This is a genomic window from Sphingomonas citri (assembly GCF_019429485.1).
Taxonomy (GTDB): Bacteria; Pseudomonadota; Alphaproteobacteria; order Sphingomonadales; family Sphingomonadaceae; genus Sphingomonas; species Sphingomonas citri.
The window spans coordinates 46,263-70,347 of record NZ_JAHXZN010000007.1; the positions used below are offsets into that span (position 1 = coordinate 46,263).

At 70.4% G+C, this 24,085-nt stretch carries 25 protein-coding genes and 1 tRNA gene; 14 read left to right on the forward strand and 12 right to left on the reverse strand.

The genetic code is table 11. The features are described from left to right. The first annotated feature begins 61 nt into the window (after positions 1–61). On the forward strand, positions 62–2,263 hold the full coding sequence (locus KZ820_RS16535) for a transglycosylase domain-containing protein (protein WP_219749733.1): 2,202 nt from the start codon (positions 62–64) through the stop codon (positions 2,261–2,263). On the opposite strand, the gene KZ820_RS16540 is transcribed toward KZ820_RS16535, so the two are convergent. From KZ820_RS16540 to KZ820_RS16550, 3 genes are read right to left on the reverse strand one after another with little or no spacing between them, the layout of a single operon-like run. Next, entirely contained in the window at positions 2,209–2,931 is a 723-nt protein-coding gene (locus KZ820_RS16540) for a M48 family metallopeptidase (protein ID WP_308462258.1), read from the reverse strand. The genes KZ820_RS16535 and KZ820_RS16540 overlap by 55 nt on opposite strands. Before the next feature lie 7 nt (positions 2,932–2,938). Then, positions 2,939–3,382 (reverse strand): YcgN family cysteine cluster protein, encoded by a 444-nt coding sequence (locus KZ820_RS16545; RefSeq protein WP_219749734.1) that lies wholly within the window; start codon positions 3,380–3,382, stop codon positions 2,939–2,941. Next, a complete protein-coding gene (locus tag KZ820_RS16550) occupies positions 3,370–3,960 on the reverse strand; it encodes an SCO family protein (RefSeq protein ID WP_219749736.1) in 591 nt (196 codons plus the stop codon). Before KZ820_RS16550 ends, KZ820_RS16545 begins: the two co-directional genes overlap by 13 nt. Before the next feature lie 75 nt (positions 3,961–4,035). Here KZ820_RS16550 and KZ820_RS16555 point away from each other — a divergent pair, with 75 nt between their 5' ends. Further along, entirely contained in the window at positions 4,036–4,641 is a 606-nt protein-coding gene (locus KZ820_RS16555; RefSeq protein WP_219749737.1) for an ankyrin repeat domain-containing protein, read from the forward strand. Between the two features lie 28 nt (positions 4,642–4,669). On the opposite strand, the gene KZ820_RS16560 is transcribed toward KZ820_RS16555, so the two are convergent. Further along, positions 4,670–5,158, reverse strand: coding sequence for an MmcB family DNA repair protein (locus KZ820_RS16560; protein ID WP_258048277.1), 489 nt, complete (start codon positions 5,156–5,158; stop codon positions 4,670–4,672). Positions 5,159–5,264: 106 nt separating this feature from the next. Here KZ820_RS16560 and pdeM point away from each other — a divergent pair, with 106 nt between their 5' ends. Further along, complete coding sequence (gene pdeM, locus KZ820_RS16565; RefSeq protein WP_219749740.1) at positions 5,265–5,942, forward strand: ligase-associated DNA damage response endonuclease PdeM; 678 nt, start codon at positions 5,265–5,267, stop codon at positions 5,940–5,942. Here the strand turns inward: pdeM and KZ820_RS16570 are convergent. Together KZ820_RS16570 and KZ820_RS16575 are read right to left on the reverse strand one after the other, a co-directional pair. Beyond that, positions 5,904–6,623 carry an HAD family hydrolase gene (locus tag KZ820_RS16570; protein WP_219749742.1) on the reverse strand — a complete coding sequence of 240 codons (720 nt, stop codon included), beginning with the start codon at positions 6,621–6,623 and terminating at the stop codon, positions 5,904–5,906. The genes pdeM and KZ820_RS16570 overlap by 39 nt on opposite strands. Continuing rightward, positions 6,620–7,300, reverse strand: a complete 681-nt coding sequence (locus KZ820_RS16575; protein WP_219749744.1) for a YggS family pyridoxal phosphate-dependent enzyme — start codon at positions 7,298–7,300, stop codon at positions 6,620–6,622. Before KZ820_RS16575 ends, KZ820_RS16570 begins: the two co-directional genes overlap by 4 nt. A 22-nt stretch (positions 7,301–7,322) precedes the next feature. On the opposite strand from KZ820_RS16575, the gene KZ820_RS16580 reads away from it, so the two are divergent. Continuing rightward, positions 7,323–7,847, forward strand: a complete 525-nt coding sequence (locus tag KZ820_RS16580; protein WP_258048278.1) for a thiamine phosphate synthase — start codon at positions 7,323–7,325, stop codon at positions 7,845–7,847. Between the two features lie 7 nt (positions 7,848–7,854). On the opposite strand, the gene KZ820_RS16585 is transcribed toward KZ820_RS16580, so the two are convergent. Beyond that, a complete protein-coding gene (locus KZ820_RS16585; RefSeq protein ID WP_219749746.1) occupies positions 7,855–8,547 on the reverse strand; it encodes a dienelactone hydrolase family protein in 693 nt (230 codons plus the stop codon). A gap of 121 nt (positions 8,548–8,668) precedes the next feature. Between KZ820_RS16585 and KZ820_RS16590 the strand changes: the two genes are divergently transcribed. The 6 genes from KZ820_RS16590 to KZ820_RS16615 are packed head-to-tail and all read left to right on the forward strand — an operon-like array spanning position 8,669 to position 14,204. Beyond that, complete coding sequence (locus KZ820_RS16590; RefSeq protein WP_219749748.1) at positions 8,669–8,902, forward strand: DUF6489 family protein; 234 nt, start codon at positions 8,669–8,671, stop codon at positions 8,900–8,902. Further along, a complete protein-coding gene (mnmE, locus tag KZ820_RS16595; RefSeq protein ID WP_219749749.1) occupies positions 8,903–10,177 on the forward strand; it encodes a tRNA uridine-5-carboxymethylaminomethyl(34) synthesis GTPase MnmE in 1,275 nt (424 codons plus the stop codon). After that, a complete protein-coding gene (gene mnmG / locus KZ820_RS16600) occupies positions 10,143–11,900 on the forward strand; it encodes a tRNA uridine-5-carboxymethylaminomethyl(34) synthesis enzyme MnmG (RefSeq protein ID WP_219749751.1) in 1,758 nt (585 codons plus the stop codon). The genes mnmE and mnmG overlap by 35 nt, the downstream gene beginning before the upstream one ends. Further along, complete coding sequence (gene rsmG / locus KZ820_RS16605) at positions 11,897–12,505, forward strand: 16S rRNA (guanine(527)-N(7))-methyltransferase RsmG (protein WP_219749753.1); 609 nt, start codon at positions 11,897–11,899, stop codon at positions 12,503–12,505. The genes mnmG and rsmG overlap by 4 nt, the downstream gene beginning before the upstream one ends. Beyond that, positions 12,505–13,287: a ParA family protein gene (locus tag KZ820_RS16610; protein WP_219749755.1), complete on the forward strand. Its 783-nt coding sequence runs from the start codon at positions 12,505–12,507 to the stop codon at positions 13,285–13,287. Before rsmG ends, KZ820_RS16610 begins: the two co-directional genes overlap by 1 nt. After that, positions 13,284–14,204 (forward strand): ParB/RepB/Spo0J family partition protein, encoded by a 921-nt coding sequence (locus tag KZ820_RS16615; RefSeq protein WP_219749757.1) that lies wholly within the window; start codon positions 13,284–13,286, stop codon positions 14,202–14,204. The genes KZ820_RS16610 and KZ820_RS16615 overlap by 4 nt, the downstream gene beginning before the upstream one ends. 179 nt (positions 14,205–14,383) lie before the next feature. Here the strand turns inward: KZ820_RS16615 and holA are convergent, their stop codons facing one another. The 4 genes from holA to KZ820_RS16635 are packed head-to-tail and all read right to left on the reverse strand — an operon-like array spanning position 14,384 to position 18,871. Next, a complete protein-coding gene (holA, locus tag KZ820_RS16620; RefSeq protein ID WP_219749759.1) occupies positions 14,384–15,397 on the reverse strand; it encodes a DNA polymerase III subunit delta in 1,014 nt (337 codons plus the stop codon). Further along, a complete protein-coding gene (lptE, locus tag KZ820_RS16625; protein WP_219749760.1) occupies positions 15,394–15,924 on the reverse strand; it encodes an LPS assembly lipoprotein LptE in 531 nt (176 codons plus the stop codon). The genes holA and lptE overlap by 4 nt, the downstream gene beginning before the upstream one ends. Then, positions 15,921–18,422, reverse strand: a complete 2,502-nt coding sequence (leuS, locus tag KZ820_RS16630; protein ID WP_219749762.1) for a leucine--tRNA ligase — start codon at positions 18,420–18,422, stop codon at positions 15,921–15,923. Before leuS ends, lptE begins: the two co-directional genes overlap by 4 nt. Positions 18,423–18,436: 14 nt before the next feature. Then, complete coding sequence (locus KZ820_RS16635; protein WP_183922552.1) at positions 18,437–18,871, reverse strand: DUF3576 domain-containing protein; 435 nt, start codon at positions 18,869–18,871, stop codon at positions 18,437–18,439. A 195-nt stretch (positions 18,872–19,066) separates the two neighbouring features. Between KZ820_RS16635 and KZ820_RS16640 the strand changes: the two genes are divergently transcribed. Continuing rightward, the gene (locus KZ820_RS16640; protein WP_258048279.1) at positions 19,067–19,792 is read left to right on the forward strand and encodes a hypothetical protein; all 726 of its coding nucleotides are present in this window, start codon (positions 19,067–19,069) and stop codon (positions 19,790–19,792) included. A gap of 253 nt (positions 19,793–20,045) precedes the next feature. Here the strand turns inward: KZ820_RS16640 and KZ820_RS16645 are convergent. After that, positions 20,046–20,119 (reverse strand) — tRNA-Gln (locus KZ820_RS16645). A 149-nt stretch (positions 20,120–20,268) separates the two neighbouring features. Between KZ820_RS16645 and KZ820_RS16650 the strand changes: the two genes are divergently transcribed. The 3 genes from KZ820_RS16650 to KZ820_RS16660 all read left to right on the forward strand — a co-directional run bounded on the left by KZ820_RS16650 (position 20,269) and on the right by KZ820_RS16660 (position 24,023). Next, the gene (locus tag KZ820_RS16650) at positions 20,269–21,306 is read left to right on the forward strand and encodes a Ppx/GppA phosphatase family protein (RefSeq protein WP_219749764.1); all 1,038 of its coding nucleotides are present in this window, start codon (positions 20,269–20,271) and stop codon (positions 21,304–21,306) included. Between the two features lie 25 nt (positions 21,307–21,331). Next, positions 21,332–22,009, forward strand: a complete 678-nt coding sequence (locus KZ820_RS16655; RefSeq protein WP_219749766.1) for an RlmE family RNA methyltransferase — start codon at positions 21,332–21,334, stop codon at positions 22,007–22,009. Between the two features lie 487 nt (positions 22,010–22,496). Continuing rightward, on the forward strand, positions 22,497–24,023 hold the full coding sequence (locus KZ820_RS16660) for a peptide chain release factor 3 (RefSeq protein ID WP_219749767.1): 1,527 nt from the start codon (positions 22,497–22,499) through the stop codon (positions 24,021–24,023). Positions 24,024–24,085: the final 62 nt, after the last annotated feature.

Here is a 24,085-nt window from a genome sequence, read left to right on the forward strand (position 1 = left end):
AATCGCGCGCCAATCCGCTTGTTAAGCCTGCCTCAAGCCACTATCCGCCAGGGCCGACGCCATGGCCCGCGCCCCCTCCCGCACCTCCCGCTCGCGCCCGGCGCGCTCCCCGTGGCGGCGGCGACTGGGCGTCGCGCTCAAGACGCTGCTGGCGCTCGCCGTGCTCGCGGTCGGCGCGCTCGTCGTGGCTGTCTATATCGCGCGCTCGCAGTTGCCGAGCTTCGAGTCGCTCAAATCATCGCCGAATGGCCAGATGGTGCGGGTGCACGCCGCCGACGGCAGCGTGCTGGTCTCGCTCGGGCCCAGCTATGGCCAGTGGCTGAGCTACGATCGCATCCCAGCGGTGATGACCGACGCGACCGTCGCGGTGGAGGACCGGCGCTTCCGCAGCCATCTCGGCGTCGACCCGATCGGGATCGTCCGCTCTGTCGGGGTCCGCTATGAGCGTGGCCACTGGGTGCAGGGCGGCTCGACTATCACTCAGCAGCTCGCGCGCACAGTCTTCCTCAACAACCAGAAGAAGTTCGGCCGCAAGTTCCGCGAGGCGATCCTGGCGCTCGCGCTTGAGCGCAAATTCAGCAAGGACCAGATCCTCGAGCTGTACCTCAACAAGGTCTATTACGGCGGCGGCGCCTACGGGATCGACGCCGCCAGCCGGAAGTTCTTCGGCCATGGCGCGAGCCAGCTGAGCCTCACCGAGGCGGCGGTGATCGCCGGGCTGGTCAAGGCACCGTCGAATTATTCCCCGACCGCCGACGCAGAAGCCGCGGTGGGCCGTGCCGGCGTGGTGATCCAGCAGATGGTGCGCAACGGCTTCATCACGTCGAGCCAGGCCGCCGCGGCCGATCCCAACGACGTCCGCCTCGCGCCCGCCCCGCGGCAGAACAGCGTGCGCTATTTCACCGACTGGGCGCTGCCTCAGCTCGAGCTGCTGATCGACGAGACCGAGCGACCGCTCGAGGTCTGGACCACGCTCGACCCGGCGATGCAGCGCGCCGCCGACGAGGCGGTGCGCGCTAACGCTCCCGCGGGCACGCAGGGCGCGCTGGTCGCGCTCGACCGCGACGGCTCGGTCCGCGCGATGGTGGGCGGCACCGACTATGTCACCTCCAACTACAACCGCGCCACCAAGGCGCAGCGCCAGCCGGGCTCGGCGTTCAAGCTGTTCGTCTATCTCTCCGCGCTCGAGGCCGGGCGGACGCCCGAGGACCGCGAGATCGACGAGCCGGTGACGATCGACGGCTGGAGCCCGCGCAACGACTCGCGCCGCTTCTCGGGCGAGGTCACGCTGCGCACCGCCTTCGCCTTCTCGCTCAACACCATCGCGGCCAAGCTCGGCTATGCGGTCGGCTTCCAGACGGTGGCCGACATGGCGCGGCGCTTCGGCATCACCACCGCGGTCAACACGCATCCCTCGATGGTGCTCGGCACCTCCGAGGTGCGCGTGATCGACATGACACGCGCCTTCGCCAGCGTCGGCAACAAGGGCGTGGCGGTGACGCCGTTCGGGATCACGCGGGTGACCGCAGAGGGCGAGGAGATCTACCGCCACGAGGTCGATCGCAGCCACGTGCTGGTCGCGCCCAATGTCGCGGCGCAGATGATCGACCTGCTCCAGACCACGGTCAATACCGGCACCGGCCGCGCCGCGCAGATCGGTCGCCCCGTGGCGGGCAAGACCGGCACCACCACCAGCAGCAAGGACGGCTGGTTCCTCGGCTTCTCCTCGGGGCTGACCACCGGCGTGTGGATGGGGCGCGACGACGCCAAGCCGGTCGGCGGCCTGCACGGCGGCACCGCCCCGGCGCGCGCTTTCGCGCAGTTCATGCGCCAGGCGGTGGCCAATCGCCCGATCGAGCAGTTCGACACGCAGGTGACGCTGCCCGAGGCACAGCTCGAGCCCGACGCCGAGAGCTATTACGGCGCGCCCGACAACAGCAGCTTCGTCGGCGACGACGGCCTCCCGATCGATCCCGGCGCAGCGGCCGATCCGCAGGCGCCGGTATTCGGCCCCGAGCGGCCGGTGGTTCAGCCGGTACCGCGTGCGCGCGACGACGATGCCGGCCAGGATGACGGCGCCGACCCGCGTGACGCCCCATCACAGGCGCCGGCGCAGCGGCTCGACCAGGACTGGCTCGATCGGGTCACCGGCCGGCCCCAGCGCGATCAGGCGCGCGATCAGGGCCGCGACCGCGCCGCCCCGCGCGGTCAGCCGCCGCGCGCGCCGTCCGGCGACACGTCGGGTGACCGCCCATACCAGTGAAGCGCGGCGCCGTTCGCGCGTAGCCAGGCGCGCTCGGGCGCGGGATCGCGGCCGTAGAGCTGGGCGACCAGAGCGTGGAAGCGCGGCGAATGATCCATGTGGACGCGGTGCGCCACCTCGTGCGCCGCGGTGGCGCGGCGCACCGGGCGCGGCGCGAGCACCAGCCGCCAGCTGTAGCGGATCGCGCCATGGTGCGCGCAGCTGCCCCAGCGCCCGCGCGGGTCGCCGACGCTCACCGCGCTGACGGCCACGCCGGCGAGCGCGGCGTAATGCGCGGTATCCTCCTCGAGCAGCGCCAGCGCCGTGCGCCGCAGCCATGCCGCGACGCGCCGCTCGACCATCTCGGCCGGGCCACCGACGACGAGTTCATCGCCCTCGACGCGCGGCAGCCGCGGCGCTTTCTCTCGCCAGACGATCGTCAGCGCCGCGTCGTCGACCCCCAGCGTCGCGCCGGGCACGAATGGTCGCGGCTGCGGCAGCAGCGCGCGCTGCGCGTCGAGCCAGGCGCGCTGCCCGACCGCCCAGGCCAGCGCCTTCGCGGCCGAGGCGCGCGGCGGCAGCGTCAGCCGCACGCGCCCGCTGGTCGGATCGAACGAGAGCTTCGTCCGCCGCGCGCGCGGGTTACGGACCAGCTCGATCGAGTCCGCCGGGATCGTCGCGCCGGTCACCGCCGGATCACAGCTCCCGGTCGACGATATGATGTTCGAGGTCGCCCGCGTCGTCCTCGCTGATCGTCCAGCCCCGCACCGACTCGCCCGCGCGGTGCACCGCCTCGCGGTCGCCGCTGACCAGATAATGCCAGTCGGGCAGCGGCTCGCCGTTCGCGCGCAGGCGATAGGCGCAGGTCGACGGCAGCCAGTCGATCGAGTCGACGTTGCTTGTCGTCAGCCGCACGCACTCGCTCACATAGGCGCGGCGGTGGCGATAGTTGGAACATTGCCCGCTGCGCCGGTCGAGCAGGCGGCAGGCGACGTTGGTGGCGATCAGCTCGCCGGTATCCTCGTCCTCCAGCTTGTGCAGGCAGCATTTGCCGCAGCCGTCGCACAGTGCCTCCCACTGCGCGCGGTCGAGCCGGTCGAGCGGCACGTCCTCCCAGAAGCGCCCCGTCAGCGCGCCCATCGCGTCACCTCGTCGGCGATCGCCTGCGGCGGCCCCTCGGGCAGCAGCGCCAGCGGCTTGCCTTGCGGATCGAACAGATAGATCTGGCGGCTGTGGTCCATCAGATAGCCGTCGGCGTTGCCCTTGCCGCGCGCGTGATAGATGCCGAACGTCTTGGCCGCGGCGGCGATCTGCTGCGGCGTGCCGGTCAGCCCGACCAGCCGCGGGTGGAAGGCCGAGACGAAGCGCTTGAGCGCGGCGGGCGTATCACGCGCGGGGTCGACCGTGACGAAGATCGGCGTGATCCGCGCCGCCAGCGCGGGGTCGCTCTTCTCGATCAGCCGCAGCCCCGCGGCGATGTTCTGCACGTCGGTGGGGCAGACGTCGGGGCAGAAGGTGTAGCCGAAATAGACGATGCGGTACTGGCCGGCGAAGTCGCGATCGGTCCGTGCGCGCCCGTCCTGGTCGGTCAGCGCGAAGGCGCCGCCGATGCGCGCGCCGGCGAGCGGCGGGGTTGCGGCCGGCTCGCTCGAGCAGCCCGCGACCGTTCCGGCCAGCCCGAGCGCGAGCGCGGCGGCGAGGTGACGACGCATGTTCATGGTGGCGGCAGATGTGATGCGTTATAGCGCTGCCCGCAACCCTTTCCGCTCCGCCGACGCGAGACCGCCCGACCCATGATCCGCCGCCTGCTCCCCGCCGCCGCGCTGCTTCTCCCGCTCGGCACGCTCCCCCTCCCCGCCGCGGCGCAGCAGCAGTCGCAGAGCTACAAATTCCTCGAGTCGATCCGGAAGGGTGACGGCAACGCGGTGATCGCCACGCTCGACCAGCCCGGCCAGACGATCATCAACACGCGCGACGTCACCACCGGCGAGGGCGCGCTCCATATCGTGGTCAAGCGCGGCGACTCAGCCTATCTGCGCTACCTGCTCGCCAAGGGCGCCGACCCCAACCTGCGCGACCGCGACGGCGAGACGCCGATGATGCTCGCGGTCCAGGCCGGCCAGCCCGAGATGGTGCAGATCCTCGCCAACGCCAAGGCCAACGCCAATCTCGCCGACGGCAGCGGCGAGACCCCGCTGATCCGCGCGGTGCAGCGCCGCGACCTGTCCCTGGTACGCGCGGTGCTGGCGGCGGGGGGCAACCCCGACCAGCCCGACAATGTCGCGGGCATGTCGGCGCGCGACTATGCCAAGCGCGACACGCGCTCGACCGCGATCGCCAAGGTGCTCGACGAGACGCCGGCCAAGACCCAGCGCGCGGTGGCCGGCCCGCGGATGTGAGCGGCGGAGCGGGGCGCCGGCTCTCCGCTCAGAAGCCCTGCACCGCCTCGGGATCGTGCGCCGCGATCAGCCGGCGCGCGGCACGGCGCGCGAAGGCGAGCGTGCAGCGCTTGCGCACGTGCGCCGGCAGCGGCTCGGTTCGCGCCTCGCGCACGATCGCGGCGTCGTAGCGGTCGGCGACGATTAGCCCGGTGCGCTCGGGCAGGAAGGCGGCGCCGTCGATCGGCGCGGCGTCGAAGCCAGCCGGCACCGCCCAGTAGAAGCGGTCGCAGTGCGCGAGATAGTCCTGCCATTTGGCGTCGCCGAGCAGGTCGGCGCGCGACACCTTGATCTCGACGATCACCAATTGTCCGCGCTGGTCGAGCGCCATCAGGTCGGCGCGGCGCCCGCCGTCGAGCGGCACCTCGGCGATCGCGGTGAGCTCGTGGCGCAGCAGCATCCGCGTGACGCCGCGCGCGACGTCGGCGGCACACATCGGGCCGGGTGAGTCGACGCAGGATTCGGGGGTGGTCAGCATTCGCCCACGATAGAACATCCAGCGAACGCTGGCAAAGCCCTGGCGCCGCGCAAGTCGCACGCGAATGGTTGAACGCGCGCGGCGGCTCGGGCATGGACGGCGCACGATGGTTCCCGTTCCGTTCGCCGCTCTCGCCTTCGCCGGGCACGACTGGTGCGCGCTGCCGCAGGGCGCGCTCTACTGGCCGGCACGGCGCGCCCTGCTGGTGGCCGACCTGCACCTCGAGAAAGCGAGCTGGTACGCCCGCGGCGGGCAGATGCTCCCGCCCTACGATTCGATCGCGACCCTCACCGACCTCGCCGCGTTGGTCGACTCGCTCGCGCCGGCGGAATTGTGGTGCCTCGGAGACAGCTTCCACGACGTCGAGGGATGCGATCGCCTCCCCGCCGACGCGCGTGCGCTGCTCACCCGACTCACCGGCGCGACGCGCTGGACCTGGATCACCGGCAACCACGACCGCGTCTATGTCGACCGCTGCGGCGGCGAGGCGGTCGACGAGGCGCTGGTGGACGGGGTCGTGCTGCGCCACGAGGCGGCGCGCGCCGAGACCCGGCCCGAGCTGTCGGGCCATTTTCACCCGAAGCTGCGCGTCCGCGTGCGCGGCAAGCTGGTGGCGCGGCGCTGCTTCATCGCCGGCCCGCGCAAGCTGATCCTCCCTGCCTTCGGATCGCTCACCGGCGGCCTCGACGCGACCCATCCCGAGATCGTCCGCGCCGCGGGCGGTCCCGCCGAAGCGCTGGTCGCCCTACCCGATCGACTGCTGCGCTTCCCACTCGCCGCCTGAGCGCAGTCGCGTGAGCAGCGCGGCGACCTCGTCGTAGTCACGCGCGATCGCGTCGACCCCGATCGCGCGCAGCCGCTCGGCGTGATCGGGCGCGCAATGCGACGCCGCCACCAGCCCGATGACATAGGCGCCGCTCGCCACCGCGCCGGTCGCACCGACGGGCGAGTCCTCGATCACCGCGCAGTGCTCGATCGGCACGCCCAGCCGGGCCGCGCCGTACCAGTAGAGATCGGGCGCGGGCTTGCCACGCGCGACATGCTCCGCTCCGGAATAGAGATGGTCGCCGAATGATTCGAGCAGCCCGAGGTGCTGCAGGTGCGTGCGAATCCAGCGCACGCGGCTCGACGACACCACCGCGCGCGGCAGCTCCGCGGGCAGCGAGCGCACGAACGCCGCCGCCCCAGCCACCTCGGCGATCCCCTCGGCCAGGCAACGCTCGTCCTCGGCATGGCGCGCGGCGCGAAAGTCGTCGGGCAGCGGGCGCCCGATCCAGCGCTCGACCGCGCCGGTGAAGTCGGCGCCCGACAGACCCATGAACTGCGCCATCGCCTGCTCGGGCGAGGTGGGATGGCCCGCGTCGGTGAGATAATCGGCGAGATGGCGGTTGCCGCTCGCCTCGCTCTCGATCAGCACGCCGTCGAAATCGAACAGCAGCGCCTCGATCGGCGGCGCGACGCTCATCGCCGCGCCCCGAACAGCGCCGAGCCGACGCGGACGTGTGTGGCACCGAGCGTCACCGCGGTCTCCAGATCGTCGGACATGCCCATGCTCAGTCCCTTCAGGTCATGGTCGCGCGCCAGCTTGGCGCAGAGCGCGAGATAGGGCGCCGGCTCGAGCTCGGCGGGCGGGATGCACATCAGCCCGGCGATCGGGAGACCGGCGTCGCGCGCCTGACGCAGCAGTGCGGGCAGCTCGTCGATCGCGCAGCCGCCCTTCTGCGGCTCGGCACCGATATTGATCTGGAGGAAACAGTCGGGCGCCCGCCCCTGCGCCGCGATCGCGCGCGCCAGTGCCTCGACCAGAGAGGGCCGGTCGACCGAGTGGATCGCGTCCGCCAGCGCGACCGCGTCGGCGGCCTTGTTCGACTGCAGCTGCCCGATAAGATGGAGCCGCGCGTCGGGATTATCCTCACGCAGCGCCGGCCATTTCGCCTGCGCTTCCTGCACGCGGTTCTCGCCGAAGTCGCGCACCCCGGCGGCGAGCAGCGGGCGGATCGCCGCGGCGTCATGCGTCTTCGATACCGCGATCAGCGTCACGTCGGCGGGCGCGCGCTTCGCGACTCCGGCAGCGCGCGCGATGCGGTCGCGCACCGCGGTGAGCCGCGCCTCGGCGTCGCGGGAGAGGTCGTCCTGGATCATGCCCGGCGCTATAGGTGGCGCGATGCGCGCCCGCCACCCCGACCGCTGGCTGATGACCGACGAGCGCCAGGGCGAGACATTATGGCGCGCGCTGGAGCGGCTGCCGCGCGGCGGCGGGATCGTCTTCCGCCATCACACCACGCCCGCGCCCGCGCGAGCGCGGCTCTTCGCGCGGGTCGCGGCAGTAGCGCGTCGGCGCGGGCTGGTGCTCGTGCGCGCGGGCGCCACCCCCTTCCGCGGCGAGTGCGGCCGTCACGCGCGGCGCGGGAGCGATCTGGTGACCTGGCCCGCGCATACGCGTCGCGAGGCGATCGCGGCGGTGCGCGCGGGCGCGACGCTCGTCTTCGTCTCGCCCGTCTTCGCCACGCGCTCGCACCCCGGCGCGCGCGCGCTCGGTCCGCTTCGTGCCGCCGCGATCGCGCGCGGGCTGCCCGTTCCGGCGATCGCGCTCGGCGGGGTCGACGAGCGCCGCTACCGGCTCCGGCTGCGCGCGCTCGGCTTCGCGGGCTATGCCGCGATCGACGCCTGGGGCAGGCGCGCTGGCTGAGCGCGCCTCAGCCGATATGGTCGGCGAAGAAGGCGGCGGTGCGCTCGTCGGCCAGCTCGGCCGCGGCGTCCGAGCGGCGCCGACCGAACTCGGTGGCGAAACCGTGATCCTCCCCGGCATAGTCATAGAGCGTCACGCGCGGGTGATCGTCGAGCCCCTCGTGCATCGCCCCTTGGGTCGCCGCGTCGACGAAGCCGTCCGCGCCGGCGATATGGAGCAGCAACGGGCGCGCGATCGCGTGCTTCTCGCCGAGCAGCCCGTCGATCCCCACGGCATAATAGCCGACGCTCGCGTCGACGTCGGTGCGCGCCGCGGTCATATAAGCCAGGCGGCCGCCCAGGCAGTAACCGACCGCGCCGACCTTCTTGCCGCTCTCGGCGCGTGCGTAGCGGATCGCCGCCTCGATGTCCCGGACGCCGCCGTCCTGGTCGAACTCACCCATCAGCGCCAGCGCGCGCTCCATCTCGGGCGCGACATCGGGATCGAGCTCGATCCCCGGCGTGATCCGCCAGAACAGGTCGGGCGCGACGGCGAGATAGCCGGCCTCGGCCAGCGTGTCGCATTTACGGCGGATGCCCGCGTTGATGCCGAAGATTTCCTGGATCACGACGATCGCGCCGCGCGGCGTGCCGGCGGGATCGGCGCGATAGGCGGGCATGTCACCGCCGTCGAGCGCGGTGATGGTAGCGAGGGCGGTCATGCGGGGGCTCTCTCCTGGCGCCCGCCGCGCTACCCCGCGGACGTTGCGGAGCCTCGACGATCACGGGCATAAGCGGTGCCACGCTATCGCGCCCGTGGGGCGCGCTCAAGGAGCCGCGGCGATGAAGGTGACGATCGAGCTCGACTGCACGCCCGAGGAGGCGCGCCGGATGATGGGCCTGCCCGATCTCACCCCGCTGCACGACCTGTATCTCTCGCGCATGCGCGAGGCGCTCGACGGCCGCGTCGCGCCCGAGACCGTGGCCGCGATGATGCGGAGCTGGACTCCCGTAGGCGATGCGGGAATGGACTTCTGGCGTCAGCTTTTCGCGGCCAACAACGGCAAGTCGGGCTGAGTGGACGCTGACACGATCTATGCGCTGTCGAGTGGCGCGCCGCCCGCGGCGATCGCGGTCGTGCGCGTCAGCGGTCGCCATGCGCTGGCGGCGGCAGCGGCGTTGGCGGGGCCGCTGCCCCCGCCGCGTAGCGCCGCCGTGAGGACACTCCGCGGCAGCGACGGCGCTCCGCTGGACCGTGCGCTGGTGCTCGTGTTTCCCGGGCCGAACAGCGCGACGGGCGAGGATCTCGTCGAGCTGCACCTTCATGGTGGGCGCGCCGTGGTCGCGGCGGTCAGCGCAGCGCTGGCCGACCAGCCCGGTTTGCGGCAGGCCGAGCCGGGCGAGTTCACGCGCCGAGCGCTGACGAACGGCCGGATCGACCTTCACCAGGCAGAGGGGCTGGCCGATCTTCTCGAAGCGGAGACAGAGGATCAGCGCCGCGCCGCGTTGGCGGCGAGCGACGGTATGCTAGGCGAGACGCTCGCTGGCTGGCTGCGGTCGCTCAGCGGTGCCGCTGCCATGATCGAGGCCACGATCGACTATGACGAAGAGGCGGATATTGCCCACGACCGCGTCGATGCCTGGCGCCCCGTCGTCGCGGCCGTACGTGACGAGATGGTCGCGCTACTCGCTCAACCTTCGGTGGAGCGGCTGCGCGACGGTCTGTTGGTGGTACTCGCCGGGCCGCCGAACGCGGGCAAATCATCCCTGTTCAACGCACTTCTCGGTCGCGACGCGGCGATCGTGACGCCCATCGCCGGGACGACCCGTGACGTGATCGAAGCGCACGTCGTGCGCTCGGGTATCCCCTACCGTCTGTGCGACACTGCCGGACTCGCCGAATACACCGATGATGTCGTGGAGCAGATCGGTATTGATCGGGCGCGCGCGCTGAGCGCTCAGGCTGACGTCATCCTCTGGCTTGGCGAGCGTGCAACAGCGCCCGTGGGTGCAGTTCACGTGACTGCAAAGGCGGATTTGGCGCACGAGCCTGGCGGTGACATATCTGTCTCCACAAAAAGTGCCGGATCGATCGACCGGCTCTGGGAGCTACTTGCCTCGCACGCGCGCGAGCAGCTGACCCTCAGGTCCGATGTTGCGTTGCGGGAAACGCAGCGCGATGCCCTCCGCGGCGTCACTGACTCGCTGTCGAACTCACTTTGCGAAATTGAACCGCTAATGAGCGCGGAAGAATTGCGCGTTGCACGACGGCTACTGGGAGGTTTAGTGGGGCAAGACGCGACCGAGGCGATGCTGGATGCGCTCTTCGGACGCTTCTGCCTCGGCAAATGAGTTGTTCCACGTGAAACAGTATGACGTTGTCGTGATCGGCGGCGGGCACGCCGGCACCGAGGCAGCTGCCGCTGCCGCGCGGCGCGGGGCCACGGTTCTGCTCGTGACTCAGTGCGTCGCGCAGATCGGGGCAATGTCCTGCAATCCCTCCATAGGCGGGGTCGGCAAAGGGCATCTTGTTCGAGAGGTTGACGCCTTTGACGGGCTGATGGGCGTCGCGGCCGACCACGCTACCATCCATCGTCGGATGCTCAATCGTTCCAAGGGTCTCGCGGTGCAAGGTCCGCGGGTCCAAGCCGATCGCCGGCTTTATCGAGAGTCGGTCCAGGCGCAACTTCTCGACTACGCCTCGTTGACGATCATCCAAGACGAGGCCGTGGAATTGGAGACGGTCGGCGGTTCGATCACCGGCGTTCGCCTCGAGAGCGGCTCCTTGGTGCGAAGCCGCGCGGTGGTGATCGCGACCGGCACGTTCCTAGGGGGCCGACTTTTCCGCGGAGCAGAGCGGCTCGACGGCGGGCGGGTCGATGAACGGGCGAGCCATCGGTTGAGCCAGCAATTGCGCGCGCTGGATCTTCCCATCACTCGACTGAAGACGGGAACGCCGCCGCGGCTGGACGGTCGGACGATCGACTGGGCCCGGCTCGAACGGCAACCGAGCGACGCAGACATGTGGCGCATGTCCTTCCTGCCGAATGCTCACCCGCCGCTGCCCCAGCTCGCCTGCGCGATCACGCGCACCGACGAACGGGGGCATGACGTCATTCGGGCCGGACTGCCTGATTCGCCCCTGTTCGCCGGTGCGATCAAAGGTAGCGGGCCGCGCTATTGCCCGTCGATCGAGGACAAGGTGCATCGTTTCGGCGATCGCGACGGGCACCAGGTCTTCCTAGAGCCCGAAGGTCTCGACGATCACACTGTCTACCCCAACGGCATATCGACATCCCTCTCCCGCGAGACGCAGGAGCGATTGCTCGCGACAATCGCGGGGCTCGAGCGAGCGCTTATCACGACCTATGGCTATGCGGTCGAATACGACCACCTCGATCCGCGCTCGCTGGATCACCGGCTGGCACTCCATGCCCTCCCTGGCCTGTTCTGCGCGGGGCAGATCAACGGTAGCACGGGCTATGAGGAAGCCGCCGCACAGGGTCTGATCGCCGGGCTCAATGCGTCGGCGCACGCGCTTTCGCTCGAGTCTTTCATCTGCGACCGCGCCGCCGGCTATATGGGAGTGATGGTAGATGATCTGGTGCTGCAAGGCGTGAGTGAGCCCTACCGGATGCTCACCGCGCGCGCCGAATACCGGCTCGCGCTGAGAGCGGACAATGCGGAGAGCCGGCTCACCGGGCTGGGGATCGCAGCGGGTGCGGTACGTGAGCAACGACGTGCATCGTTCGAGCGGCGGCAGGAGATGCGCGATCGGGCTCGGCTCGGAGACCGACGGGAGGTCGACCCCGACGTGTCGAGCGAGATCGCAGAAGATTTACGCTACGCACCCTATCTTGAGCGCCAAGCCGCGGAAATAGCGAGAATGCGCGCCGATCGCGACGTCCGGATCCCCTCGTCCGAGGCGCTGCACGCCATACCCGGCCTCTCTACAGAGATGATCGAGCGACTTAGCATCGCTCGTCCGACCACCTTGGACGAGGCGTCAAGGGTTCGGGGTGTCACGCCGGCGGCATTGTCGGCTTTATGGCTCCACGCACGGAAAAGCGCGTGACCGAGGAAGAGGCGCGAGCATGGGTCGTTTCCCATTTCGACGAGGCCGCGGCGCTCCGGCTGGATCGGTTTGGTTCATTGGTGATCCAGGAGAACGCCAGACAGAATTTAATCGCGCCCGCGACCGTGGCGCAGATCTGGTCACGCCATCTGCTCGACTCTGCGCAGCTTCTTCTTCTTGCTGATCGAACGGGCGAGTGGCTGGACGTTGGCACCGGCGCAGGTCTTCCGGGCATGGTTATTGCTCTGCTGAGTGATCGACCTGTCACACTGATTGAACCGCGCCTCAGGCGGGTCGAGTTTCTCACCGCCGCGCGCGATGAACTCGGGCTAGGCAATGTGTGTGTCGTCAAGGGCCGGGTCGAGAGCCTTCCTTCTCGAGCCTTCTCTGTGATCTCAGCGCGCGCCGTCGCCTCGCTCGAAGATCTGCTCGGCATGACCCGTCACCTACGTGACGCGCAGACGCGGCTCGTACTTCCCCGCGGTCGCGGGGCAGCCGACGAGATTGATCTCGTCCGATCGCGATGGCAGGGTATGTTCCACGTGGAACACAGCCTCACCGACGCTGAATCGCTCATCGTCCTTGCTGACGGAGTTTCTGTCTGATGTTCTGCATCGCCATCGCTAATCAGAAAGGCGGGGTCGGGAAGACCACCAGCGCGATCAACGTCGCGACCGCGTTGGCCGCATCGGGGCACCGCGTTCTGTTGATCGACCTCGACCCACAGGGTAACGCTTCCACCGGTCTCGGTATCGCGCAGGCGCAGCGCGAGCGCTCGACCTATGACGTGCTGCTCGACGATGCCGGACTCGCGGAGGCCTCGGTACCGAGCGGCATTCCCCAACTCGACGTCATCCCCGCGACCGTCGACCTCTCGGGTGCCGAGATCGAGCTCGTTGAGACGAGCGATCGCACGCATCGCCTGCGTCGCGCGATCGATCGCGCTGACCGAAGCTGGGATGTCGTGCTGATCGACTGCCCGCCCTCGCTCGGCCTGCTCACGATCAACGCGATGGTGGCGGCGGACGCGCTTCTCGTTCCTCTCCAGTGCGAGTTCTTCGCACTGGAGGGGCTCAGCCAGCTGCTCAATACGGTCGAGCGGATCCGGTCGCGCTTCAACCCGTCACTGTCGATCCTAGGCGTCGCGCTGACGATGTACGATCGTCGCAATCGGCTCACCGAGCAGGTCTCCGCAGACGTACGAGCGGTGCTCGGCAAGGTCGTTTTCGACACTGTCATCCCCCGCAACGTTCGTTTGTCGGAGGCGCCGAGCCATGGTTTGCCTGCGCTGATCTATGATCATCGCTGTAGCGGATCCGAAGCCTATATCGCGCTGGCACGCGAGCTGATCCAGCGCCTGCCGCGAGAGGAGAATGTAGCAGCATGAGTGATGCAGGAGCGCGACGCGCGCGCGGTGGTCTCGGGCGCGGATTGAACGCGCTGCTGGGTGACGTGGCGCAGGACGAGCGCGAGGCGGGCGAAGCGCCGGCGCGCGGCGCGGTACGAATGATCCCGGTCTCGGCGATCGCGCCGCATCCCGAGCAGCCGCGCCGCCACTTCGACGAGACGGCGCTCGACGAGCTCGCCGCCTCGATCGCTGAGCGCGGCGTGATCCAGCCGATCATCGTGCGCCCGCATGGCCATGACTATCAGATCGTGGCGGGTGAGCGCCGCTGGCGTGCGGCGCAGCGCGCCCGGCTGCATGAAGTGCCGGTCGTCGTCCGCGAATATAGCGACAGCGAGACGCTCCAGATCGCGCTGCTGGAGAATATCCAGCGGCAGGACCTCAACGCGATCGAAGAGGCGCGCGCCTACCAAAGGTTGATCGACGAGTTCGGCCACACGCAGGACGCGCTCGCTCGCGCGGTGCACAAGTCGCGCAGCCACGTCGCCAACCTGCTCCGCCTGCTCGACCTGCCCGACGAGGTCCAATCCCGCGTCGTGAGCGGCACCCTGACGATGGGGCATGCGCGTGCGATGGTCAGCGCCGATGACCCGATCGCACTCGCCGATCAGGTCGTGACGCAAGGTCTCTCGGTGCGCCAGACGGAGAAGCTCGCCAGCAGCGACAAGCGCGGTGGCAACGCGGCTCCGCGTGAGACGACCGGCGGCGCGCGCAGGATGGCGCCGGCGAGCGCCGGCAGCGCCGACATCGCCGCGCTGGAGAACCAGCTCGCCGACCTGCTCGGGCTCAAGGTACATATCGCCTTCAACGAGGACGGACGCGGCTCGATCACGCTCGATTATAGCTCGCTGGAGCAGCTCGACATGGTGTGTCAGCGGCTGAGCGGCGAACGGATATGATCCACAGGACCTGACACCGCTCTCGAAGTCTCAGGGTCACCATAGCGCAGTAGAGCCACGTCCTTATCTGTGGCACCCTGGGCCGTCGCGCGTACCGTAGCACGGTTCGTCCTCGACGACCGAGACCGCCGGTGCAGCGAGTCGCCTACCCCCGGCCGCTGCCCCGGCCCTTGCCTTCTCTAGCGTGCCACCCGCTGCGCCAGCCGCAGCAGGAAGGTCTCCATCACCACGCGTCCGGCCGGGCCGGCGGCGATCACCTCGCGCTCGGTGCGCCGGGCCGCCGCGAGCGCGGCAGCGAGCGCCGGCACGCGCCAGCGCCGCAGCGCCGCGGCGGTGCTGGCCTCCTCGCGCCAGAAGACGCGGTGGCGCTTCATCACCTGTTCCACCCCCTCGCCCGTATCGATCGCGGCGCGCATGTCGGCGAGTGCCAGCAGCCGCCGCCCGAGCGCGCGTAGCAGCGGGATCGGCGAGCTGTCCGCCCCCGCCATCCGTCGCAGCCCCTCGACCAGGGCGGGCACGTCGCCGCCCGTCGCGGCGAGCACCACGTCGCCGATCTCACCCTCGGCGATGTCGGCACCGACCGCGTCGAGCGCCTCCTCGTCGGCGTCGGCCGGGCGGTCTGGCGCGGCGTCGAGGTAGAGCGCGAGCTTCTCGACCTCGCGCGCCATCACCGCGCGATCGCCGTCGCTCGCACGGACGATGCGCTGCACGGCGGTGGGCGCGATCCGCAGCCCCTCGGCGCGCCCCAGCTCGGCCACGACCGCGGCGGCGTCGCGCGCGTTGGGGGGATAACAGGCGAAGGCGAGCGCGCGATCCGAGTCGATCGCCGCCTTGACCAGCTTCCCGGTCGACTTGACCGACGGCGCGATCACCACGACCGGGTTGCCCGCCCGCTCGAGATCGAGCAGCGCGGCCACGGCCTCCAGCACCTCCTCGCCCGCGCTGGTGACGCGAATGTAGCGCGGATCGCCGAACAGCGAGATCGCCGCCGCTTCGTCGCTGAGACGCGCCGGATCGCTGCGCAGCGTCGCACCGTCGAGATCGACCCGCTCGGCGCCCTGCCCCAGCGCCCGCGCCAGACGCGCGGCGTGCGCCTGTGCGGTCGCCTCGTCCGGGCCGTGGAGCAGATAGAGGCGGAGGTCCGCCGGCGGCCGGTCGAGCGCGGCGGTGAGCCGCGCCTCGGTCGCCTTCATGGCGCCGGCGGCTGCGTCCGCCGCGCGTAGAGCGCCAGCCGCGCCACGATCTGATCGGCCACCGTCTCGGACAGCCGCTCCAGCGCGGTGTTCTCGGCCGCGATCGTGGCATATTCCGAGCCGACCACGTCGATCCCCGCGTCCGAGCCGGCGGTGGCGTCGACCACCACCGTGCCCTGCGCCGCGTCGATCAGCTGGTAGCGCGCGCGCAGCGTCCGCCGCTCGCGCGCGATCGAGTCGTCGGTCCGCGTGCCCAGGCCGACGATATCGTCGTCGAGCCGCACGGTGAGCCGGTATCTGGCGGCGGTACCGCCCTGTCCCATCGCGCCGAGCCGGTCGCGCAGCGCGTTGGCCATCAGCCACCCCGACTTGCCCTGGATCGGCGCGACGTCGACGCTGCCGAGCGTCGCCGCGACCGGGCTGGACGTGCCGCCGGCGTAGAGCGGCTTGAGCCCGCAGCCCGCCAGCGCGAGCGACAGCGGCACGATCACGCCGGGCAGAAGTAGGCCGGGCAGCGCGCGAGTCATGCGACGACGTTGACCAGCCGGTCGGGCACCACGATCACCTTGCGGGGCGCGCGGCCCTCGAGCAATCGCGCTACCTTGTCATTGGCGAGCGCGGCGGCCTCGACGTCCTCGCGCGCGAGCCCCTTCGGCAGCGTCAGCGTGTCGCGCAGCTTGCCGTTGACCTGGATAGCGACGATGACCTCGTCCTCGACCAGCAGCGCGGCCTCGACCTTCGGCCAGGGCGCGTCGGCCACCAGCCCCTGGCCGCCGAGCAGCGCCCAGGCTTCCTCGGCGATGTGCGGCACCATCGGCGCGACCAGCTGGACGAGCGTGCGCACCGCGGCGTCGCGCGAGGCCGACGGCGCCGCTTTCTCGATCGCGTTGACCAGCTCGTACAGCTTGGCCACCGCCTTGTTGAAGGACAGCGCCTCGACGTCGGCGGCGACACCCGCGATCGTCTGGTGGAGCTTGCGGTCGAGCGCGGCGTCCGCGCCCTTCCCAGCCTCGCCCTCGCCGAGCGCATCGAACAGCCGCCACAGCCGCTGGACGAAGCGCCACGCGCCCTCGATGCCGTTCTCGCTCCACTCCAGGTCGCGCTCGGGCGGCGAGTCGGAGAGCATGAACCAGCGCACCGCGTCCGCGCCGTACTGATCCACGATCGGCGCAGGGTCGACCGTGTTCTTCTTCGACTTGGACATCTTCTCGACGCGCCCGACCATCACCGGCGCGCCGGTGGCGAGCTCGACCCCGCCACCGATCTCCTCGGGCGCGAGCCAGCGGCCGTCCGCCGCCTTGTAGGTCTCGTGCGTCACCATGCCCTGGGTGAACAGCCCGGTGAACGGCTCGGCCAGGTCGATCAGCCCGACATGGCGCAGCGCGCGCGTCCAGAAGCGCGCGTAGAGCAGGTGGAGGATCGCATGCTCGACCCCGCCGATATATTGCCCCACCGGCAGCCAGCGCTCGGCCTGCGCGCGGTCGAACGGCCGATCCTCGGGCTGGCTGGCGAAGCGGATGAAGTACCAGGACGAGTCGGCGAAGGTGTCGAGCGTGTCGGTATCGCGCAGCGCCGCGCCGCCGCACTGCGGGCAGTGGACGTGCTTCCACGAAGGATGGCGCTCGAGTGGGTTGCCCGGCACGTCGAAGCTGACGTCCTCGGGCAGCGCCACCGGCAGTTGCTCGCGCGGCACCGGCACCTCGCCGCACGCCGAGCAGTGGATGATCGGGATCGGCGTGCCCCAATAGCGCTGGCGGCTGACGCCCCAGTCGCGCAGGCGGTAGACGGTGGAGCCCTGCCCCCAGCCCTCGCGCTCGGCCCGCTCGATGACGATGCGCTTGGCCTCCTCAACGGCGAGGCCGTCGAGGAAGTGCGAGTTCACCAGATGGCCTGGGCCAGTATAGGCCTCGGTACCGTCGAACGCGGCGTCGCTGCGCTCGCCGTCGGCGACGACACGTCGGATCGGCAGCGCGTATTTGCTGGCGAACTCGAAGTCGCGCTGGTCGTGCGCGGGTACGCCGAACACCGCGCCGGTGCCGTATTCCATCAGCACGAAATTGGCGATGTACACCGGCAGCTCGCCCGCGCCGAGCGGGTGGGCCGCGGTGAGCCCGGTGTCGTAGCCGAGCTTCTCCTGCGTCTCGAGCTCGGCCGCGGTGGTGCCGCCCTGCTTGCAGCGCTCGATGAAAGCGGCGGCCGCGGGATCGCGCGAGGCTAGCGCCTGCGCGATCGGATGATCCGCCGCGACCGCGACGAAGCTGGCGCCGAAGATCGTGTCCGGCCGGGTGGTGAAGACCTCGACGCTCTCGCCGTCGCTGAGCGCGAAGCGGAACTGCAGCCCCTGGCTCTTGCCGATCCAATTCTCCTGCATCAGCCGGACCTTGTCGGGCCAATGCTCGAGCGAACCGAGGCCGGCGAGCAGCTCGTCGGCGAAGCGGGTGATGCGCAGAAACCATTGCGACAGCTTGCGCTTCTCGACCAGCGCCCCCGAGCGCCAGCCGCGCCCGTCGATCACCTGCTCGTTGGCGAGCACGGTCATGTCGACCGGGTCCCAGTTGACCGCCGATTCCTTGCGATAGACCAGGCCCGCGCGGTAGAAGTCGAGGAACAGCGACTGTTCGTGGCCGTAATAGCTCGGGTCGCAGGTGGCGAGCTCGCGCGACCAGTCGAGCGCGAAGCCGAGCCGCTTGAGCTGCGCCTTCATCGCCGCGATGTTCTGCCGGGTCCACTCGCCGGGGTGGACCTTCTTCTCCATCGCCGCATTCTCGGCGGGCATGCCGAAGGCGTCCCATCCCATCGGGTGGAGCACCTCATGCCCGGTCATCCGCCGGAAGCGCGCGAGCACGTCCCCCATCGTGTAGTTGCGTACGTGCCCCATGTGGATCTTCCCCGAGGGATAGGGGAACATCTCGAGCACGTAGCTGCGCGGCTTGGGGCTGTCATCGCGCGCCGCGAAGGTCTGCGACTCGTCCCACACCTGCTGCCAGTGCGTGTCGGCCTTGAGCGCGTTGAAGCGTGACGCCATCGGCTGGGCGCGCCTCAGCCGGTGATCGCGCCGCGGCGCAGGTCGCGCGCGCGGGTGAGGATGATGTCCTCGAGCTTCTGCGTCGTCGCGGCCTCGACCGGCGCGGCGATCCACTGGCCGCCGCGGCTGATCTCGCGCAGCGCGGCGACGCGGACCGCGTCGGCGCGCAGGTCCTGGTCGAGGATCGAGACGGTCACCTTCATCCGCTCGGTCGGCACCTGCGGGTTCACGTACCAGTCGGTGACGATGACGCCGCCGTTGGAATCGGTCTGCAGCAACGGCATGAAGCTGAGCGTGTCGAGCGAGGCGCGCCACAGATAGCTGTTGACGCCGATCGTGGTGACCTTGGACGCCGCGAGGTCACCCTCGGGGCGCGCCGCCTTGCCGCCGCAGGCGGACAGGGCAAGGGCGGCGAACAGGCCAACCGCGAGGCGCGAGGGGCGGAGCATCGGCAAGGTCCTTCAGGGCGAAAACGGGGTATCGCGCCTGCTCTACCCGCCGCCCTCACGCCGGGCAAGCGCGCCTCATTGTGGACATAGTGCAACAGAGTTTCCGAAAAGAGCCAGCGGCCCGATGGACAAGGAACGGAATCCTGTTACGCCCGCTCCAGAGGCCGGCGTGCAGACTCGCCGGGCATAAAGGGGATGGACGAGATCGTGGCCGCAGGTCGCCACATCGCAGCATGTGTCTCGGGGGCCACATTGGTCGCCGCGCTGCTGGCTGTCCCCGCGCTGGGGGCCCCCGACGCGGCGCCCAAGTCGGCGCGCCGCGACGCCGGTCTGCCGCGACTTGCGGGATCGTTCACACCCTCCGCCGCGGACCCCAAGCTGGCGGCCCTGTTCGCGCGCGGCGGGCTCGACGCCAGCGGCTTCCGTTTCACCCCGTCCGAGTCGCGCAGCGGCAATCGCGCGGTCACCGTCGCGGTACGCGCGCGCTCGTCGTCGACGGCGCGTGACGAGGCGCGGCTCGTCTCGGCGACGCCCGCCACCGTCGGCGTCGCGCCGATCGCGTACAATCTCGGCGTCGCGGTCGGTTGGAAGCGCTTCGCCGTCTCGGGTGATCTCGCCAAGGTCGATCTCGGCGCGCTGCCGGGCGGGCGCGAGGCCGCGGACGTGGCGCTCAGCTACTCGGCGAGCAAATGGACCGGACGGGTCAGCGCCAGCAGCGATCGCGCGTTGCCGGGCGCCGCGCGCGCGGTGGCCGAGCCGCAGTCCTACTCGCTCGACGTCGGCGGCAGCTACTCGCTCACCCGCAACCTCGACCTGACCGCCGGCATGCGGCTGAAGAGCGAGCGCGACCGGCTGACCCGGATCGACGACGAGCGCCGCGACAGCCAGGCGGTGTACGTGGGGACGGCGTTCCGATTCTGAGACGGCCGGTCGCGTGCTCGATCGGCGGCCTGACATGAGCGTCAGCCTTGTAGTGCGCCGACGCCAATGGCTGTCGCGGCGCCGCCTGCGTCGCGAGACACCCGCCGATGGCCGCATCGCCGCGAACCACATCTGAAAGAGAGCCAAGACTTGGGGCGCCGCAGCCTGTCGGAGCGGCTCGGCGCCATCCGACCTCGACGCGACCGCCGACGTCAGCTTCAGCGCGTCATCGCGATCTCGGCTGTCAGGTAACTGGATGCCCCGCGTGGATTCGAACCACGATTGACGGAGTCAGAGTCCGTAGTCTTGCCGTTAGACGACGGGGCAACAGGGGGGCGCAACTAGAAGGCGCGCGCGGCGCTGTCAATGGCCGCCTTGCCGCTCGTCACCGCAACGTGTAGCGTTACCACCAAGCACCGGGTGATCGCGCGTCGCGCGCCGATCGCGTCCGGAAGAGACGAGAGAGCTTGACGGCAATGGTGGACTTCCCCGCCCAATTGCCGCGCCGGCAGGGAGACGCCCCTGCCCGTTCGGCCCGACCCCAGCCGCGCTCCGCGCGCGGCGGCGCGCGGCATTATGCCGCGCTCGACCTCGGCACCAACAACTGCCGGCTGCTGATCGCGCGGCCGCACGGCGACGGCTTCGCGGTGGTGGACGCCTTCTCGCGCATCGTCCGGCTCGGCGAGGGGCTGGCGCATAACGGCGCGCTGTCCGACGCCGCGATCGAGCGCACCATCGCCGCGCTACGCGTCTGCGCCGACAAGCTGCGCCGCCGCAACGTCACGCTGGCGCGCTCGGTCGCGACCGAGGCGTGCCGCCGCGCCAGCAACGGCACCGACTTCATCGCGCGGGTCCGCGCCGAGACCGGCATCCACCTCGACATCATCTCGGCCGAGGAGGAAGCGCGGCTGGCGGTGCTCGGCTGCCACGCCCTGCTCGAGCCCGGGAGCGGCCCGGCTCTTGTGTTCGACATCGGCGGCGGCTCGACCGAGCTGGTGCTGATCGACGCCGACACCACCGTCCCGGTGGTGCGCGACTGGCATTCCGCCCCCTGGGGCGTCGTCTCGCTCACCGAGAGCGCGGGCGGCGGTGCCTCGGCCGAGGAGCGCGCGCGCGCCTATAAGCGGATGCGCGCGTTGGTGGCGGAGAGCTTCGCCCCCTTCGCCGCGCGGCTGCCGCGCCCGGCGACACCGCCGCGGCTGCTCGGCACCTCGGGCACGGTGACGACGCTGGCCAGCGTCCATCTCGGGCTCGAGCGCTACGACCGCTCGCAGGTCGACGGTCTGATCGCACCGGCCGCGGCGATGCGCCAGATCAGCCAGGAGCTGGCGGCGATGTCGCTCGGCGAGCGCGCGCAGCTACCCTGCATCGGCCGCGAGCGCGCCGACCTGGTGGTGGCGGGCTGCGCGATCCTCGAGGGCATCCTCGACCTGTGGCCCGCGGAGCGCCTCGGCGTCGCCGATCGCGGCATCCGGGAGGGCATCCTGCGCCGACTGATGGAGACCGAGGCGTGACTCACGTGACGGGACGTAGCGACGCGTGAGGGGCACGGGAGCGGGACGCCAACGCGTCAAGACCGCGCGCAACCGCAGCGCGCAATCCACCCGCTGGCTCGAGCGTCAGCTCAACGACCCCTATGTCAGACGCGCCAAGGCCGAGGGCTATCGCAGCCGCGCGGCCTATAAGCTGATCGAGCTCGACGAGCGCTTCGGGCTGCTCAAGGGCGTCAAGCGCGTGGTCGATCTCGGGATCGCGCCGGGCGGGTGGAGCCAGGTGGTGCGGCGCCAGGCGCCGGGCGCCGCGGTGGTGGGGATCGACCTGCTGCCGGTCGACCCGATCGACGGCGTCACCATCTTCGAGATGGACTTCATGGACGATTCCGCGCCGGGCGAGCTGATGGCGGCGCTGGGCGGCGCGCCCGACCTGGTGCTCTCCGACATGGCCGCCAACACGGTGGGGCACCCGCAGACCGACGCGCTGCGCACCATGGCGCTGGTGGAGACCGCTCTCGCCTTCGCGGTCGACGTGCTGCGCCCGGGCGGGACCTTCGTCGCCAAGGTGTTCGCGGGTGGCGCCGATTCGGCGCTGGTGGCGGAGATGAAGCGCAATTTCACCGCGGTGAAGCACGCCAAGCCGCCCGCGAGCCGCAAGGGCTCGGTCGAGTGGTTCGTGGTGGCGCAGGGGTTCAAGGGGCGCGGCGAGCCGGCGGAGGAGTGAGGGTGGCGGCAGGCGCGCCCTTCCATCCGTGGAAGCCTCGCAGGCGCACAGCCCAAGCTCGCGCTCGTATCAGCGTGCCAGGTGCTTCGAGACGCCGCTTCGACGAGCTCAGCGGCTCCTCAGCACGAACGGGGGAGTGGAGCACGGAGAAGCGGAGCTGTGCCGCCTCAACATCCGTGGCTACACACTCTGACCGCTCGCGCTGAGGCGAGGCTGAGCCTGTCGAAGCCTCGTCTCGAAGCGCCGCCGCGACGGAGACAAGCGCGCGCCAGCCATCCACCGCGCCGCCCCTGTCCCACATCGCCGCGCTTTGCTATCGGCACCCGCGGCGGGGCGCTCCCTCGCCCCACCGCCCCTTCCCGCCACCGCCGCCCATCCGCCAGCGACTCAACATTCGCAACATTCGCGCTCCCGCCCAGCCCGACACCGCCCAGCGACTCAACGTTCTCAACATTCGCGCCGCGCGCGCCCCGACCCGGATCCCCGCATGACCTCGCCTCGCCGCACCTTCGCGATCATCTCCCACCCCGACGCGGGCAAGACCACGCTGACCGAGAAGCTGCTGTACTTCGGCGGCGCGATCCATCTCGCCGGCGAGGTCAAGGCGCGCGGCGCGAATCGGCGCGCGCGCTCGGACTGGATGAAGATCGAGCAGCAGCGCGGCATCTCGGTCACCTCCTCGGTGATGACGTTCGAGCATGACGGCATCACCTTCAACCTGCTCGACACGCCGGGCCACGAGGACTTCTCGGAGGACACGTACCGCACGCTCACCGCGGTCGACTCGGCGGTGATGGTGATCGACGCCGCCAAGGGGATCGAGCCGCAGACGCGCAAGCTGTTCGAGGTGTGCCGGCTGCGCTCGGTGCCGATCATCACCTTCGTCAACAAGGTCGACCGCGAGGGCAGGCCGGTGTTCGAGCTGCTCGACGAGATCGCCGACATGCTCGCGCTCGACGTGTCGCCGATGAGCTGGCCGATCGGCATGGGTGGGGAGTTCGAGGGCGTGCTCGACCTCGCGTCCAACCGGATCAGCCGCCCCGAGGGCGACAGCCGCGCCTTCCTCGGCACGGTCGAGGATTCGCCCGCTCTGTCCGAGCGCTGGCAGGAGGAGATCGAACTGGCGCAGATCGGTTATCCCGCCTTCGACCCCGCGGCGTATCGCCACGGCGATCTCACCCCGGTCTATTTCGGTTCGGCGCTCAAGGACTTCGGCGTCGCCGAGCTGATCGCGGCGCTGGCCGAGCACGCCCCTGCGCCGCGCCCGCAGCCGGCCGAGCCCGCGCCGGTCGCGCCGGAGAATGACGAGGTCACCGGCTTCGTCTTCAAGGTTCAGGCCAACATGGACCCCAATCACCGCGACCGCATCGCGTTCATGCGGCTATGCTCGGGCACGTTCAAGCGCGGCATGAAGCTGACGCCGACCGGCCACGGCAAGCCGATCGCGGTCCACTCGCCGATCCTGTTCTTCGCGCAGAACCGCGAGGTGGCGGACGAGGCCTTCCCCGGCGACATCATCGGCATCCCCAACCACGGCACCTTGAGGGTCGGCGATACGCTGAGCGAGCGCGCCGACGTGCGCTTCACCGGGCTGCCCAATTTCGCGCCCGAGATCCTGCGCCGCGTCCAGCTCAAGGATCCGACCAAGACCAAGCAGCTGCGCAAGGCGCTCGACGACATGGCCGAGGAGGGGGTGACGCAGGTCTTCTACCCCGAGATCGGGTCCAACTGGATCATCGGCGTGGTGGGGCAGCTCCAGCTCGAGGTGCTGCTGTCGCGGCTCGAGGTGGAATATAAGGTGGCGGCGGCGCTGGAGCCCGCGCCATTCGATACCGCGCGCTGGGTATCGGCGGAGGACCCCGCCGCGCTCAAGGACTTCATGGACCTCAATCGCGGCGCGATGGCGAAGGACCGCGACGGCAACCCGGTGTTCCTGGCGAAGAGCGCGTGGGAGGTCGGCTATATCGCCGATCGTTATGCCAAGGTGCGCTTCGCCGCGACGCGGGAGCGGTGACGCGGGGTGTTTCACGTGAAGCCAACACCGACGCGTGGGGCGTGAGCGCAAACGACGCCCCA

Excerpts from the sequence above, each read along its gene's own strand:
- KZ820_RS16535 (WP_219749733.1), top strand. The coding sequence starts at position 62 with ATGGCCCGCGCCCCCTCCCGCACCTCCCGCTCGCGCCCGGCGCGCTCC.
- KZ820_RS16545 (WP_219749734.1), bottom strand. The coding sequence starts at position 3,382 with ATGGGCGCGCTGACGGGGCGCTTCTGGGAGGACGTGCCGCTCGACCGG.
- KZ820_RS16550 (WP_219749736.1), bottom strand. The coding sequence starts at position 3,960 with ATGAACATGCGTCGTCACCTCGCCGCCGCGCTCGCGCTCGGGCTGGCC.
- KZ820_RS16555 (WP_219749737.1), top strand. The coding sequence starts at position 4,036 with ATGATCCGCCGCCTGCTCCCCGCCGCCGCGCTGCTTCTCCCGCTCGGC.
- KZ820_RS16560 (WP_258048277.1), bottom strand. The coding sequence starts at position 5,158 with ATGCTGACCACCCCCGAATCCTGCGTCGACTCACCCGGCCCGATGTGT.
- pdeM (WP_219749740.1), top strand. The coding sequence starts at position 5,265 with ATGGTTCCCGTTCCGTTCGCCGCTCTCGCCTTCGCCGGGCACGACTGG.
- KZ820_RS16570 (WP_219749742.1), bottom strand. The coding sequence starts at position 6,623 with ATGAGCGTCGCGCCGCCGATCGAGGCGCTGCTGTTCGATTTCGACGGC.
- KZ820_RS16575 (WP_219749744.1), bottom strand. The coding sequence starts at position 7,300 with ATGATCCAGGACGACCTCTCCCGCGACGCCGAGGCGCGGCTCACCGCG.
- KZ820_RS16580 (WP_258048278.1), top strand. The coding sequence starts at position 7,323 with ATGCGCGCCCGCCACCCCGACCGCTGGCTGATGACCGACGAGCGCCAG.
- KZ820_RS16585 (WP_219749746.1), bottom strand. The coding sequence starts at position 8,547 with ATGACCGCCCTCGCTACCATCACCGCGCTCGACGGCGGTGACATGCCC.
- KZ820_RS16590 (WP_219749748.1), top strand. The coding sequence starts at position 8,669 with ATGAAGGTGACGATCGAGCTCGACTGCACGCCCGAGGAGGCGCGCCGG.
- mnmG (WP_219749751.1), top strand. The coding sequence starts at position 10,143 with ATGCGCTCTTCGGACGCTTCTGCCTCGGCAAATGAGTTGTTCCACGTG.
- KZ820_RS16610 (WP_219749755.1), top strand. The coding sequence starts at position 12,505 with ATGTTCTGCATCGCCATCGCTAATCAGAAAGGCGGGGTCGGGAAGACC.
- KZ820_RS16615 (WP_219749757.1), top strand. The coding sequence starts at position 13,284 with ATGAGTGATGCAGGAGCGCGACGCGCGCGCGGTGGTCTCGGGCGCGGA.
- holA (WP_219749759.1), bottom strand. The coding sequence starts at position 15,397 with ATGAAGGCGACCGAGGCGCGGCTCACCGCCGCGCTCGACCGGCCGCCG.
- lptE (WP_219749760.1), bottom strand. The coding sequence starts at position 15,924 with ATGACTCGCGCGCTGCCCGGCCTACTTCTGCCCGGCGTGATCGTGCCG.
- leuS (WP_219749762.1), bottom strand. The coding sequence starts at position 18,422 with ATGGCGTCACGCTTCAACGCGCTCAAGGCCGACACGCACTGGCAGCAG.
- KZ820_RS16635 (WP_183922552.1), bottom strand. The coding sequence starts at position 18,871 with ATGCTCCGCCCCTCGCGCCTCGCGGTTGGCCTGTTCGCCGCCCTTGCC.
- KZ820_RS16640 (WP_258048279.1), top strand. The coding sequence starts at position 19,067 with ATGGACGAGATCGTGGCCGCAGGTCGCCACATCGCAGCATGTGTCTCG.
- KZ820_RS16650 (WP_219749764.1), top strand. The coding sequence starts at position 20,269 with ATGGTGGACTTCCCCGCCCAATTGCCGCGCCGGCAGGGAGACGCCCCT.
- KZ820_RS16660 (WP_219749767.1), top strand. The coding sequence starts at position 22,497 with ATGACCTCGCCTCGCCGCACCTTCGCGATCATCTCCCACCCCGACGCG.